The 13,698-nt window shown below is 67.6% G+C and carries 13 protein-coding genes and 1 riboswitch; of the genes, 7 read left to right on the top strand and 6 right to left on the bottom strand.

Annotation, left to right across the window (positions count from 1 at the left end; genetic code table 11):
* Positions 1 to 41 precede the first annotated feature (41 nt).
* The 4 genes from qcrB to ctaE form a co-directional block, all read right to left on the bottom strand.
* Complete coding sequence (gene qcrB, locus V1Y59_RS09020) at positions 42 to 1,661, bottom strand: cytochrome bc1 complex cytochrome b subunit (RefSeq protein ID WP_330504492.1); 1,620 nt, start codon at positions 1,659 to 1,661, stop codon at positions 42 to 44.
* The gene (qcrA, locus tag V1Y59_RS09015; RefSeq protein WP_330504491.1) at positions 1,658 to 2,818 is read right to left on the bottom strand and encodes a cytochrome bc1 complex Rieske iron-sulfur subunit; all 1,161 of its coding nucleotides are present in this window, start codon (positions 2,816 to 2,818) and stop codon (positions 1,658 to 1,660) included. The genes qcrB and qcrA overlap by 4 nt, the downstream gene beginning before the upstream one ends.
* Entirely contained in the window at positions 2,815 to 3,735 is a 921-nt protein-coding gene (gene qcrC, locus V1Y59_RS09010; RefSeq protein ID WP_330504490.1) for a cytochrome bc1 complex diheme cytochrome c subunit, read from the bottom strand. Before qcrC ends, qcrA begins: the two co-directional genes overlap by 4 nt.
* A gap of 63 nt (positions 3,736 to 3,798) precedes the next feature.
* Positions 3,799 to 4,410, bottom strand: coding sequence for an aa3-type cytochrome oxidase subunit III (gene ctaE, locus V1Y59_RS09005; RefSeq protein WP_330504489.1), 612 nt, complete (start codon positions 4,408 to 4,410; stop codon positions 3,799 to 3,801).
* A gap of 136 nt (positions 4,411 to 4,546) precedes the next feature.
* Between ctaE and V1Y59_RS09000 the strand changes: the two genes are divergently transcribed.
* Complete coding sequence (locus V1Y59_RS09000; RefSeq protein WP_330504488.1) at positions 4,547 to 5,071, top strand: hypothetical protein; 525 nt, start codon at positions 4,547 to 4,549, stop codon at positions 5,069 to 5,071.
* A gap of 25 nt (positions 5,072 to 5,096) precedes the next feature.
* Positions 5,097 to 6,170, top strand: a complete 1,074-nt coding sequence (trpD, locus tag V1Y59_RS08995) for an anthranilate phosphoribosyltransferase (protein ID WP_330504487.1) — start codon at positions 5,097 to 5,099, stop codon at positions 6,168 to 6,170.
* A 30-nt stretch (positions 6,171 to 6,200) separates the two neighbouring features.
* Here trpD and V1Y59_RS08990 read toward each other — a convergent pair whose 3' ends face one another.
* Positions 6,201 to 6,479 (bottom strand): Lrp/AsnC family transcriptional regulator, encoded by a 279-nt coding sequence (locus V1Y59_RS08990; protein ID WP_160901131.1) that lies wholly within the window; start codon positions 6,477 to 6,479, stop codon positions 6,201 to 6,203.
* 29 nt (positions 6,480 to 6,508) lie between these two features.
* Positions 6,509 to 8,284 carry a DEDD exonuclease domain-containing protein gene (locus tag V1Y59_RS08985; protein WP_431309140.1) on the bottom strand — a complete coding sequence of 592 codons (1,776 nt, stop codon included), beginning with the start codon at positions 8,282 to 8,284 and terminating at the stop codon, positions 6,509 to 6,511.
* A 247-nt stretch (positions 8,285 to 8,531) separates the two neighbouring features.
* Between V1Y59_RS08985 and V1Y59_RS08980 the strand changes: the two genes are divergently transcribed.
* From V1Y59_RS08980 to V1Y59_RS08960, 5 genes are all read left to right on the top strand, one after another.
* Positions 8,532 to 8,762, top strand: a complete 231-nt coding sequence (locus tag V1Y59_RS08980) for a hypothetical protein (protein ID WP_330504483.1) — start codon at positions 8,532 to 8,534, stop codon at positions 8,760 to 8,762.
* A gap of 108 nt (positions 8,763 to 8,870) precedes the next feature.
* Positions 8,871 to 9,050: riboswitch (cyclic di-AMP (ydaO/yuaA leader) on the top strand.
* Positions 9,051 to 9,064: 14 nt separating this feature from the next.
* A complete protein-coding gene (locus V1Y59_RS08975) occupies positions 9,065 to 9,769 on the top strand; it encodes a C40 family peptidase (RefSeq protein ID WP_330504482.1) in 705 nt (234 codons plus the stop codon).
* 194 nt (positions 9,770 to 9,963) lie between these two features.
* The gene (locus tag V1Y59_RS08970) at positions 9,964 to 10,986 is read left to right on the top strand and encodes a C40 family peptidase (protein ID WP_330504601.1); all 1,023 of its coding nucleotides are present in this window, start codon (positions 9,964 to 9,966) and stop codon (positions 10,984 to 10,986) included.
* A 26-nt stretch (positions 10,987 to 11,012) separates the two neighbouring features.
* Positions 11,013 to 12,539, top strand: coding sequence for a gluzincin family metallopeptidase (locus V1Y59_RS08965; protein ID WP_330504481.1), 1,527 nt, complete (start codon positions 11,013 to 11,015; stop codon positions 12,537 to 12,539).
* Positions 12,539 to 13,657 carry a glycosyltransferase family 4 protein gene (locus V1Y59_RS08960; protein ID WP_330504480.1) on the top strand — a complete coding sequence of 373 codons (1,119 nt, stop codon included), beginning with the start codon at positions 12,539 to 12,541 and terminating at the stop codon, positions 13,655 to 13,657. The genes V1Y59_RS08965 and V1Y59_RS08960 overlap by 1 nt, the downstream gene beginning before the upstream one ends.
* Positions 13,658 to 13,698 lie beyond the last annotated feature (41 nt).

Below are 13,698 nucleotides of genomic sequence, written 5' to 3'. Positions count from 1 at the left end.
GCCGCGTGGTGCGACGGTGGCCTCCGGGGCGTGCGAGCAGGTCAGTCGAGCGGATTGCCGCCCTTGTCCTGCAGTTCGCGGAGAGCCTTCTGCTCGGCCCTCTCCGCCTCGTGCTCGCGCTCGATGTTGCGCGCCTGCTGCTCCGGCGGATCCTCGAGCAGGATCGAGCCGGTGCCGGGTGCGCCGGCCGAGCCGAGCTTGTTCATCCGTTTCGGGATCGCCGCGCCCTCGTAGGGGAGCGGGATCGGGTGACCGTGCTCGTCGAGCGGGCCGAGAGGCTGGTGCACCTCGATGTACTCGCCCTGCGGCAGCCGCTTGATGATGCCCGTCTCGATGCCGTGGGCGAGCACGGCGCGGTCACTGCGCTGCAACGACAGTGCCCACCGGTACGCGATGAAGTACGCCAGCGGCGGCACCACGATCAGACCGATACGGCCCATCCAGGTCGTGGCATTCAGACTGACGTCGAACTTCAGCGCGATGATGTCGTTCATGCACATCAGGGTCAGGATGATCCAGAACGACAGGACCAACGCGCCGACGCCGGTGCGAACCGGGACGTCACGGGGACGCTGCAGCAGGTTGTGATGAGCATCGTCACCGGTGAGGCGTTTCTCGATCCACGGATAGGCGAACATCACGGTGAACATGAGTGTGATGATGACGACACACCAGAAGATGGCGGGGATCGTGTAATTCCCGAGATAGAGCTCCCACGCAGGCATCAGCCTCACCAGGCCGTCTGTCCACATCATGTAGATGTCAGGCTGGACGCCGGCCGAGACATGCGCGGGGTTGTACGGGCCGAGGACCCACACCGGGTTGATCTGGAAGACGCCCGCCATGATGGCCAATACACCGGTGGTGATCGCGAAGAATGCTCCCGACTTCACTGCGAAGACCGGCAGGATGCGCACGCCGACGACGTTCTTCTCGGTGCGACCGGGGCCGGGGAACTGAGTGTGCTTCTGGTACCAGACCAGCGCGAGGTGGGCGCCGATCAACGCCAGGATGATGCCCGGGAACAGCAGGATGTGCATCATGTACAGGCGCGGGATGATGATGTCGCCGGGGAACTGTCCCCCGAACAGTGCCCAGTGAATCCAGGTACCGATCAACGGGATACCGAGCACGATACCGCTCATCGCGGCGCGGACGCCGGTGCCCGACAGCAGGTCGTCGGGAAGCGAGTATCCGAAGAATCCCTCGAACATCGCCAGGATCAGCAGGACACAGCCGATGATCCAGTTGGCCTCGCGCGGGCGTCGGAACGCGCCGGTGAAGAAGATGCGCGCCATGTGCACGACGATCGACGCGGCGAACAGCAGCGCCGCCCAGTGGTGGATTTGCCGCACGAACAGGCCACCACGAACCTCGAAGGAGATGTCCAGCGTGGTGGCGTAGGCCTTGGTCATCATCACGCCGTTGAGCGGCTGGTAGGCGCCGTCGTAGATGACCTCGCTCATCGACGGATCGAAGAACAGGGTCAGGTAGACGCCGGAGACCAACAGGATGATGAAGCTGTACAGCGCGATCTCACCCAGCAGGAACGACCAGTGGGTGGGAAACACCTTGTTGATCTGCCGCCGGATGCCCGGGGCGGCGTGATATCGCGAGTCGACCTCGTTGGCCTGTGCCGCGACACGGTCGGCGATGGTCATGACTTACGCTCCCAAAATGCCGGTCCGACGGGTTCGATGAAGTCGCCCGCAGCGACCATGTATCCCTGATTGTTCACCGTGATCGGCAGCTGCGCCAGTGCCCGGGCGGCGGGGCCGAAGATCGGCTTGCCGAACTCGAGCGCGTCGAACTGCGACTGGTGGCACGGACAGAGAATGCGATTCGTCCGCTGCTCGAACAACGAGGTCGGGCAACCCAGATGGCTGCACACCTTGGTGTAGGCGAAGTAGTCGCCGTAGTTGAAGCTCTCCTGGCCCCTGCGCTTGATGGCGCGGGCGGAATCCTCGGGACGCAGGCGGATCAGCATGACCGGGTTGCTCACGTAGCGCAGACCCTCGACGAGTTTGTGCCGTGATTCCTCCGTCTCGCCGTAGCCGTCGGATACGCGCCACGGGAACACCGTCTCCATCGCGCCGGCGTCGAGGTCCTCCGGCCGTACCAGGGCGACCTGATGTGGGTTGCCCGTGTCGCGGCGCAGGAAGATTGTCTCGTTCGGGTCGTCGGCCGGGTTGTAGATCGGTGACCACCCGGTGTGCCACAGGGGCGAGTCGTCGCCCTCGGCCCACGGATTCTTGATGAGACCGCCGAGACCGGCGACCAATCCGGTGAACGCGAAGGCCCCGAGGCCGAAGGCCGCCGAGCCGAGGATCATCTTGCGCCGGGGCAGTGTGGACGTGGTGAGCGAGTCGCCGAACTCGGCTGCGACGGTCTTGCGGTCGACCTCGCCCGAACCACCGTCGTGGCGATCCTGCACCGAGATCTCGGACGGGATGAACTTCTTGGTGAAGAGCACCATGCCGATGCCGATGGACAGCACCGAGAGACCGAACGTCGCGCCCAACAGCGGGGTGTTGAGCGTGTACCGCCAGTAGTCGTCCGAACCGGGGAGCGCGAACTCCCAATGGTTCCAGATGAAGATGATGAAGCAGGCGACCGCGGACAGACCAGCGACGGTGAACCAGATCGCCACCTGGCGCTCGGCGCGCTTCTCGACGCCGGTGCCGGGCTCGGGGAACCGCTCGGCGCGGTGGATGATCTCCACCCCGTCGAGGTTGGTGCCGAGTTTGACCAGCTCGTCGTTGCTCATCTGGTCGAGTTCGTCCTGCGACGGAGTGTCCTTACCGTCGTTTGCACTCATGTCCGTGATCCCATCCACATGGCGCCGGCGACGATCGCTGTCACGCCGACAGCCCACATCACCATGCCCTCACTGACCGGGCCGAAACCGCCGAGGGAGAGGCCGCCCTGCGGGTTCGTCTCGGTGACGTACTTGATGAAGCCGATGATGTCCTGCTTCTCCTCCAGCGAGAGCTGACGGTTGGAGAACTTCGGCATGTTCTGTGGCCCGGTGAGCATCGCGGTGTAGATCTGCTGCTCTTCGACGCCATCGAGGTTCGGCGCGAACTTGCCCGACGACAGGGCGCCACCACGACCGGTGAAGTTGTGGCACGAGGCGCAGTTCAGTCGGAAGAGTTCGCTACCGCGGCCGAGGTTGTCGCCACGCAGCGATTCCTGCGCGAGGACGGGCAGGCCGTCCTCCATCTTCACCGAGCCATCCGGATTGCGTTCGTAGATCACCTGCGGGCCGCCACCCTCGGACTGGATGTAGGCGCCGAGTTGGTCGATCTGGGCCTTGGTGAACTTGGCCGGCTTGCGGATGGCCTGCGCCTCACCGCGTGCGGCGGGCATGCGACCGGTGGAGACCTGGAAGTAGACGGCGGCGTCGCCGACACCGAGCAGGGCCGGGCCACGGTCGTCCACACCTTGCAGGTTGGCGCCGTGGCAGGTGATGCACGAGGTCTCGTACAACTTCTTGCCGTCGGCGATCAACGCGGCGTTCGACTCGTCTGCGACGGCGACCTGCGGCTTCGGCGTGAGGATCGAGGCGAGGACGCCGGCGGACACGAGACCGACGAGCAGCAGCAACGTGCCGCTCGCACGGCGGCGCAGTTTGCGCCGTGACTTCGCCTTGCGCGCCGAGGTGGCCGGCGAACCCGTGCCGGTGGCGGCGTCCACGTCGTCGCTATCCGACGGTCGCGGTGGAGATGAACTCATCTGTGACTCTCTACTAAGCGGACGGACTGTATGTGCTGCTGTCTTGCCAGGTCGGCGGTTGCCCTACCTGATGAAGTAGATCGTGACGAAGAGGCCGATCCAGACGATGTCGACGAAGTGCCAGTAGTAGGACACGACGATCGCGGCGGTGGCCTGGGCCGGCGTGAACTTGGAGAGTTTGGTGCGGATCAGCAGGAAGATGAAGGCGACGAGGCCGCCGATCACGTGCAGACCGTGGAAACCGGTGGCCATGTAGAAGACCGAACCGTAAGCGCTGGAACTCAGTGTGGTGCCGTGTTCGACGAGGTGGATGTACTCGTATGCCTGGCCGGCGACGAAGAAGGCGCCCATCAGGAAGGTGAGGACATACCAGCGGCGGAGGCCGAAGACGTCGCCGCGCTCGGCGGCGAACACACCCATCTGGCAGGTCACCGAGGACAGGATCAGCACCGTCGTGACCGGGATCGCCAGCGTGAGGTTCAGCTCCGTGGGTTCCGGCGGCCACCCGACCGACGAGTTGGCGCGCGCGACGAAATACATCGCGAACAGTCCAGCGAAGAACATGAGCTCACTGGACAGCCACACGATCGTACCGACGCTGACCATGTTGGGCCGGTTCAGCGAGTGCACGCGCGAGGTGATGGCTGTTCCTGAGGTACCTACAGCGCTAGTCACAAAGTGAAGTATGACGGTTCGTAGTAAGCCCTGACCACTTGGGTCCGATATTCACCGGAACTTTTTCTCTTGTCGCTGGTCGTCGCCGCTCACCGGCGTTTCGGCGTGTCTGGAGAACGCGTGGTTTCCTGGGAATGTGACAGGCGAATCCAACCCTGACCCGCCGGGTCTACGGCGTGACCTGAACGGGCGGCCGGTGACCCCCGGGCGCTGGGAGCGGTTGCGTGAGCGCGTGATCGGGCGGCGTCACGACCGGGACCCGCTCGACGCCACCGAGGCCGAGCTGGTGGTCGTCGCCGAATCCGACGACGACGCCGCGGCGAGTTCGGTGGTGCTGGATCGATCGTCCTGGCGACCCGACGACGAGGTCGTACTCCGCCACGTGTTGCGTCTGCCCGCGTCACGGCTCGACGACGCCGTCGCGACCGCTGCTCTGGACGGCTACACATCCGTCGTCGTCGACCAGCGCGCGACCGATACGAACGCGGAGCCCACCGGCGACGGGGAATCCGGCCTGGTCGTCGTGCACCTGGCGCGTGTGCAGACGCTCGACGCCGTGCACCTGTCGCAGGAACGTTCGCGGATGGCCAGTCTCGGCTCGCGGCACCGCGGGGTCGTCCTGCGCTGGGAGGTACTGCAGCGACCGGTGGCGCAGGGTTAGGGCCGCGACCACTACTGTTTCCTCTGTGAGCAGCACCGACTCTTCCGCGTACACCTGGCCGCAGATCCTCGGGCGCGTCACCGACGGCGTCGACCTGACCATCGACGAGGCGTCATGGGCGATGAACGAGATCATGAGTGATGCCGCGACGGGCGCCCAGATCGCCGCGTTCGGCGTGGGCGTCAAGATGAAGGGTGCGGCGCCGACCGAGCTGCGCGGCCTGGCGTCGGCGATGCTCGAGCACGCCACGCTGGTCGACGTGACACGTCCGGCGGTCGATGTCGTCGGCACCGGCGGCGATCGGTCCCACACGGTGAACATCTCCACGATGACGTCGATGGTGATCGCAGCTGCCGGTGTGCCGGTGGTCAAGCACGGAAACCGGGCGGCGTCGTCGAAGAGCGGGGGCGCCGATGTCCTCGAGGCCCTCGGCGTCGGGATCTCCCTCGGTCCCGCGGACGTGGCGAGGTGCGTCGACGAGGTCAACATCGGGTTCTGCTTCGCCCCGGTGTTCCACCCCGCCTTCCGGTTCACCGGACCCCCGCGCAAGGAGATCGGTATCCCCACCGTGTTCAACGTGCTGGGTCCGCTCACCAACCCGGCCCGTCCGCAGAGCGGGCTGATCGGATGCGCCTTCGTCGACCTCGCCCCGGTCCTGGCGAGGACATTCGCGGACCGGGGCAACTCGGTGCTGGTGGTGCGGGGCGACGACGGCCTCGACGAACTGACCACGACGACGACCTCGACGGTGTGGCAGGTCGTCGCCGGCTCGGTCACCGAGCTCAGCCTCGACCCCGCCGACCTCGGCATCGATCGCGTCGAATTGGCCGCACTGCAGGGCGGTGACGCGACGGTCAACGCCGGTATCGCCCGTGATCTGTTCGCCGGCACCCGCGACCCGGTGCGCGACGCGGTGTTGCTCAACGCGGCCGGCGCGATCGTCGCCTTCGAACAGCGGGAGGCCATGTCCGGCGCCCAGTTGCGCGACGCGATGGGCGACGCGATGACGCGCGCCGCGGCGGTGATCGACAACGGCGACGTCGCCCGTCTGCTCGACCGTTGGGCGGCCCTCAGCACCGAACTCGCCGCGTCCCGCTGACGCAGGACGGGATTCGGTGCGGCCGGAGTGTCACTCCTCGCCGATGGAGAACCCGCCTTCCACGTCGGATCGCGAGTAGCTGCGGAACGCGATGTGGGTGGCGCTGTGGGTCACCCCGGGTAAACGGTTGATCTTGCCGGTGACCACGTCGGCGATCTGATCGTGGTCGCGCACTTTGATCTTGGCGATCAGGTCGACATCACCGGCGCAGGAGTACACCTCGGACACGCCGGGGATGTCCGCGACCGCCTGCGCGGTCTCCGGGATCTGGTGGACGTCGGCGTGGATCAGGACGATGGCGGTGATCATGGTTGACACAGTAGTGCGCACCGACGGCCTCACCCGGCACGACGACGCGTCTCCCGGGCGTCGTGTGCCGTGCGCGACCACGCCGACCATCGCTGCGCACAGGCGCCGGGCAGAGCGAACGGTTCGCTGGCCGCGACGATGCGTGCGCCGGGCTCGGTGATCCACCGGTAGAGCAGGGCCGTCTCCTCCAAAGGCGCGCCGAAGAGGGGACCGGATCCCGGGGTCACCGTCTCCGCCGCGGCGACGAGGGTCTGCACCACCGGCATGGGTGCGACGCCGCGTCGCGCGACGCCCGCGCCGGCGAGGCGGCCGTGCCGGATCACCGCGAGCTCCCAGCCTCGTTGGTCGTCCGGGCGGGCCACCACGAGTTCGGCGATCCGGCACAACGCCGACAGACGCTGGCAGCGGGCGAGCACGTCGATCGTCGTCGACAGCCGGTCGCGGTGGCGCGCCGCGCTCTCGAACATCCGGGCGTCGGACAGCTGCGCCAACCGATCGGTGAGGCTGCCGAGTATCTCGTCGGACTCTCCGGTCATCAGGTCACGGACGGCGGCGACCCGGGGCAGATAATCCGGCAGGGTCAACGGCCGATCCGAGGCGGCGGCGCACCCCCCGATGCGAGGCCCGCCCGCCGCCTCCGACCGACACCAATGGTGTGACGCCGAGCCCGATCGGCCTGTGCAACTCCGTAGGCCGGCGGCACCGCCGATGAGGTCGGCGATGGTGGCGGCCGTGGTGCGGTTGCCGATTGGCCCGAGGCAGTCGTCGGTGGGGGTGCGCGAGACCTTCAGTCGTGGGAACCGTTCGCCGGTCAACACCACCCACCAGCCGCGGTGTGGCTGGGTCGAGCGGCGGTTGTAGGCGGGTGCATGTGCGGCGAGCAGGCGGAGCTCGCGGACTCCGGCCTCGAGGCCGTGGGCGCACTCGACATGATCGATGCGGGTGGCCACCGAGACCATCTCACCCATCCGGCGCCGTGGGTCGCCGCCGGTGAAGTAGGACAGCACCCGGCGACGCAGGTCGACCGCCGTACCCACGTACAACACCTCGTCGGAGGGCCCGCGGAACAAATAGACACCCGGCCGCGACGGAACCCCCTGTGCCAGCGACCGCTTGGCCCGCAGTCGCGGATCACGGCGAGGGAGATAGGCGGTCAGTTCGCCGTAGGTGCCCACACCCTGATTGCCGACACGCTCGAGCAGACGATGTAGTACCTCGACCGTCGCGCGCGCGTCATCGAGGGCTCGGTGCGTGGGCCGCACGGACACGTCGAACAGATCGGCGAGCGCGGACAGGCGCACCGACGGTGCTTCGTCGCGGCTGAGGATCCGGCGCGCCAAGGTGACCGTGCAGAGACTGGTGTGGAACGGCCAGTCGATGCCCAGCCGGTTCGCGTTGTTCCGCAGGAACCCCATGTCGAAGCGCGCGTTGTGCGCCACCAGGATTGCGCCGCGGGCGAACTCGACGAACGAGGGGAGTACCGCGCCGATATCGGGGGCGTCGGACACCATCGCCTCGGTGATGCCGGTCAGCGTGACGATCTTCGGGGGGATCCGGCAACCGGGGTCGACGAGGGTGGCGAACTCCCCGATGACCTCGCCGCCCCGGATCTTGACCGCGCCGATCTCGGTGATCCGATCTGTCGCGCTGCTCCCACCCGTGGTCTCGAGGTCCACGACGACCATGGTCGTGTCGAACAGCGAACGGTCGAAACGGTCCTCGTCGTCGTCGGCCCGGCGGTCGGCGGACTCACGATCGAGGTCGAAAAAGGTGAGCTGTCCGCCACCCGTCGTCGTTGCACGCACCACGGACCGAACATTAGTTCGATGTAACGACAGATTCTGGTGTGACAGGCGGGAAAGGTGGGTTCGCGTCGTCGCCCGGCCGTCACTGTCGGTGGTCGCCCCTACTGTCCGTCTCAGGTGGCGAACGGACGCCGACAGGCCGCCCGGACGCCCTCGACATACCCATGTCCGGCAAATGAGATGGAGATCACACATGTACGTCGACTGCCAGACCTGCCCGGGTCGTCCCGCCTCGTGTGACGGATGCATGATGCAGGTGCTCTTCGAGGCTCCCAACAGCGGAAACCCCGTGCTCGAAGGTGGAGGAAAGGTTACGGAATCGGGCCCCTCGGCGGACGCCGAGATCGACGCCGCGATCGATGTCTTCGTCGCTGCTGCGATGGTCACCAGAGGCTCTGCAGTATCTGCAAGAGCCGAAAAAACCACTGCTCAGGACGGCTTTTCGTCGCGTAATCTGCGTATCTTGCGAGCGGGGTGAGCGACGGGCCCCGAGTCCGTACTCGGCGGTCGGTGGACAGACCCGCGTTCGATTTCGTAACCTTTCCGAGACCTTTTCAGAGCGTCCCGCTCCAACAGGAGTGGTCTGGATCGGTCACCGCTCAATCGCCCTCTGGGCGAACCGGGGAACCATCATTTTCGGAGCGATCCGAATTGGGGTGAATCGCGCGTGCCCGACGACGCCAAGGGTGTCATCGACTCGTGTGTAGGGCCAGTCTTCCGGCCCGAATCCGACAGCTAACCCGGTCGGCGGTCGAAGGGAGAGCAAGGAGAAGTCGCTTCGTGGCGAAACATCGTTTGGAGCAGCCCAACCGTGGCAGCAAGGTGGCCAAGCGCGCGGTGGTTGCGGGATCGATCACCGTCGGCTCGCTGGCCGTAGCCGCAGGCCCGGCACTCGCCGCACCTGTGCACGTGCCGAACATCGGCACTTTCGAACTTCCTGGGGTCGACAGCCAGCAGATCCCCCAGCAATTCCAGGAGCCGAAGCAGGTTGCGCCGCAGGCCGCGCCGGTGACCAAGTCGCCCGGAGCCAGTGTCGAGATCCCGAACATCGGCACCTTCACCGTTCCCGGTCTGAACGACGACCAGATCCCGCAGGAGTTCAAGCCCAAGGGTGGCGGCGGCTTCCTCGGCGTGCAGCCCACCGTCGCCCAGAAGGCCGTGAGCAACGCCGAGAGCAAGATCGGTTCGCCGTACTCCTACGGCGCGGCCGGCCCGAACGCCTTCGACTGCTCGGGTCTCGTCTACTGGTCCTACAAGAAGGCCGGCAAGACCATCCCGCGCGACAGCTACGGCCAGCTCGGCGGCGGCACCCCCGTCGCCTCGATCGCGTCGGCCAAGCCAGGCGACGTCCTGATCTTCAACGGCGGCGGCCACGCGGGCATCTACGCGGGCAACGGCAAGTTCGTCCACTCGTCGACCTACGGAACCCCGGTTCAGAAGGACAACGTCAACAACTGGGATCTGACCGGCATCCGACGCTACTGAGCGCCGGACGCGACAGATGTGAGCTTGATGGGTGGGCGGATCACGTGAGCGCGTGATCCGCCCACCTGAATCACCTGCAGGGCACGATGTTCCGGTCGGGCGTCGGCCGCAGGTGATCACGGGGAAGTGGTGGAGGACTGGTGACAGGCGTGGTTTCCGGACGATCGGCGACACGTGGGCGATCGGGGCCGGCGATGCTGGTCGCGCTGCTCCTCGCCGCGGTGGTGTCACTGGGGCAGCTCGGTCCGTCCATCGGCGCCGGAGATGCCGGGGCAGCGCCGGTACGCACACCCGATCAGCTCCTCGCCGAATACAAGAAGCTCAGCGACGACGCCGAGAAGTCGGCCGAGGCGATGCACAACGCGCAGATCGAGTACGACAAGCAGCGCCGGATCGTCGCCGACGCGCGGAAGGCATCGACCGCGGCGGAGCGCTCCCTGGCGTCCACGCAGGAGCGTCTCGCGCAGTATCAGACGCGCGTCGACTCGGTCGTGCGCGCCAGCTACAAGGGTGCCCGCGTCAATCGCCTCTACGCCGTGCTGGTGAGCGACTCACCGCAGTCCCTGCTCGACCAGATGTCCGGCCTCGAACTGATCTCGCGTCAGTCGGCGGCGGATCTCCAGGGACTCAAGGATGCGCGGCGCAACACACAGGCGGCCAAGACCGAGGCCGACGAGACGGCAGCCGAGGCGACCGCCGCCGTCGCCGCGGCCGAGAAGACCCGTGGTGAACTGCAGGCGAAGCAGGCGAACCTGCAATTGCAGGCCGTGCAGATCCGGGCCGTCTACGAATCGATGACCGGTCGGCAACTCGCCGCCCTGCAGGGACCGAAGTTCGATTTCGATCCCCGCGTCGTGCCCAAGGGCACGTCGACCGCACTCATCGCCGTACAGGCTGCACTGACCCGGATCGGCGACCCGTACGTGTGGGGCGCGACGGGGCCGAGCTCGTTCGACTGTTCAGGGCTCATGGTGTGGGCGTATCAGCAGGCCGGCAAGACACTGCCCCGGTCGAGTCAGGCGCAGGGCGGTGCCGGTCAGCCCGTCGACCGGCAGAACCTGCGTCCGGGCGATCTGATCATCTACTACCCGGACGCCCATCACGTCGGCATGTACGTCGGCGACGGCTACGTCATCCACGCCTCGACATTCGGGGTGCCCGTGAAGGTCGTGCCCGTGGACGAGGCGGGACCGTTCAATTCCGCTCGCCGGTACTGAGCGGCGGGCTCCGTGGACGCGGTCCGGTGATCGGCGCTGACGTGTCCGTCGCGCGATTCACCACTGCCACCGGCCTTGTCGGACTGGCGGTCGCGGTGATCGCGGGATGCGGCACCGCCGCACCACCGGTCACCCAGTCGAGCAGCGCGCCGACCACGACGACGTCGGCCAACGTGTACGAGCGACAGCGGACCGCCGGGGTCCAGGCCGCCCTCGACGTGCTCGACGACGCGCTGCGCAGCGGCGACCCGAAGCTGGTCGACACCGTCGTCGACGAAGCGGCCGCGCCCGGGTTCCGCAGGCACCTTCAGGTGATCGCGGCCAACCTGGGCGGCCACGCGGTGCCCGCCGAGTCCGTGGCCCCGGAGTCCGTTCCCACCGCGTCGGTCTCCGCCGAATCTTCCGCAGCGCCCCGTTCGACGGACGAGCGCGAATCCCCGACGGCGTCCCCGTCCTCCCCGACCTCGGTGCCGACGATCCCGCCGCGCGGAACCGCGTTGCGGCTGAAAGAGTTCCGGTACGAGGTCGTCCCCAGTACCGAGGCGGAGGTGCTCGTCCCCGCGGGCCTGCAGCAGCGGCTCGACGCCCAGGGCAGCTCGGATTCGTGGGTGGCGCCGGTCGATCTGCGATATGCGCTGGGCGGTGCGGATACGCCCGGTCTCGACGAACCCGAAGTGACCGTGAACATGCAACTGGTGATGGCGCGCTACGGCGACGACTGGAAGGTGGTCGGGGACGCGACCGCCATCGGGGGCACCGCCGCGCCGGCACAACTCTGGGACCTGCCGGGCCTCGCCGCCACCGATGTCGCCACTGACGGCGGAACGTCGGTGATCGCGTCGTATCCCGGTACCGCCGAAACCGTCGACCGGGTCCGTGGAATGCTGCCGGGAGCGGTGGTCGCCGTCGACGATTTCTGGGGCGAGGACTGGCCGCGCCGGACGGCAGTCGTCGCCACCGATCGACCGGCGGAGTTCCGGGCCCTGGCACGCAGCGCCGGCACCGATGTGACCGGGGCGGCCGCCGCCACCGTCTACAGCCGCATCGACTCCGACGACGACGTCGCGGTGGGGCAGCGGGTGATCCTCACCCCGGGGGCCGACCGACTCTCCGACGCCGCGTTGGGGGTGGTGTTGCGTCATGAGCTGACGCACATCGCCACCCGGGTCGTCACGGCCCCGGGAGCGCCGCTGTGGATCACCGAGGGAGTGTCGGAGTACGTGGGACGCAAGGGCACCTACGGCCGATTCGATGACGCCGCGCCGGATCTCGCCGCGCAGATCCGGGCCGGCGACGTGCCGGCGGACTTCCCGGCCGACCGCGACTTCGCGGTCGATTCCGAGGAGGCCGTCGTGGCCTACCAGTCCGCGTGGTCGGTGGCGGCGTTCGTCGCCGACCGTTTCGGGGAGGACGAGTTGCGTACCCTCTACACCGGTGTCGCGGCCGATGCCGACCCCCGCCGGGCCGACCAGGCGATCTCCGACGCACTCGGGGTGTCGCGTACCGACTTCGTCGCCGATTGGCAACGATGGCTGTCCACCCAGGTGCGCTGATGAATCGGACCCTCTTGATCACCAACGACTTTCCGCCTCGACCGGGTGGGATCCAGTCGTATCTGCAGAACCTCGTCGACCTGCTGCCGCCCGATGACGTCGTGGTGTATGCGCCGCGGTGGCGAGGGCACGAGGAGTTCGATGCGGCGCAGCCGTACACGGTGGTGCGTCATCCGACGACACTGATGTTGCCGACTCCGTCGGTGGCCCGGCGCGCCGCGAAGATCATTCGGAGCCATGACATCTCGACGGTGTGGTTCGGTGCGGCCGCCCCGCTGGCGACCCTCGCGCCTGCGGTACGCCGCGCGGGGGCACGACGTGTCGTCGCGAGCACCCACGGCCACGAGGTCGGCTGGTCGATGCTCCCGGTTGCCCGACAGGTACTCACCTACATCGGCGGTCACGCGGACGCGGTGACGTTCGTGAGTCGTTACACCCGTGGCCGTTTCGCGGCGGCGTTCGGAGCGCACGCCGCGCTCGAGTATCTGCCGCCGGGCGTCGACACCGAGCGATTCGCCCCCGATGCGGGGGCACGGCAGCGGCTACGCGGGCAGCTCGGACTGGGGGATCGGCCGACCGTCCTGTGTCTGTCGCGACTGGTGCCGCGCAAGGGTCAGGATGTCCTGATCCGGGCGCTGCCGCTGATCCGCCGCGAGGTCGGGGACGTGTGTCTGGTGATCGTCGGCGGCGGTCCGCACGCCGAGGCGCTGCGGAAACTCGCGCACGAGAACGCCGTCTCGGACCATGTCGTGTTCACGGGCTCGGTCCCGTCGGCCGACCTACCCGGATACCACAACGTCGCCGACGTGTTCGCGATGCCGGCGCGCACGCGTGGTGGCGGGCTCGACGTGGAAGGGCTCGGCATCGTCTATCTGGAGGCGTCGGCGACCGGGGTCCCCGTCGTCGCCGGGCAATCCGGCGGGGCTCCGGAGACGGTCGTGGAAGGGGTCACCGGGACCGTCGTCGACGGAACCGACATCGACGCCGTCGCATTGGCGATCACCGCGATCCTGCGCGACCCGGCAGCGGCGGCCGAGATGGGTGCGCGAGGCCGTGAGCACGTGCTCGCGACGTGGCAGTGGCGTGCCATCGCCGCGCGGCTGCGACAGCTCCTCTGAGACACCCGTCCGCTGACAGAATCGTCGAAGCGGTTGGGCGA

Origin of the sequence: Gordonia prachuapensis (assembly GCF_036350515.1) — a bacterium.
GTDB lineage: Bacteria > Actinomycetota > Actinomycetes > Mycobacteriales > Mycobacteriaceae > Gordonia > Gordonia prachuapensis.
Note: the sequence above shows the minus strand (reverse complement) of the source record. Positions and strands in the feature narration are given on the sequence as shown.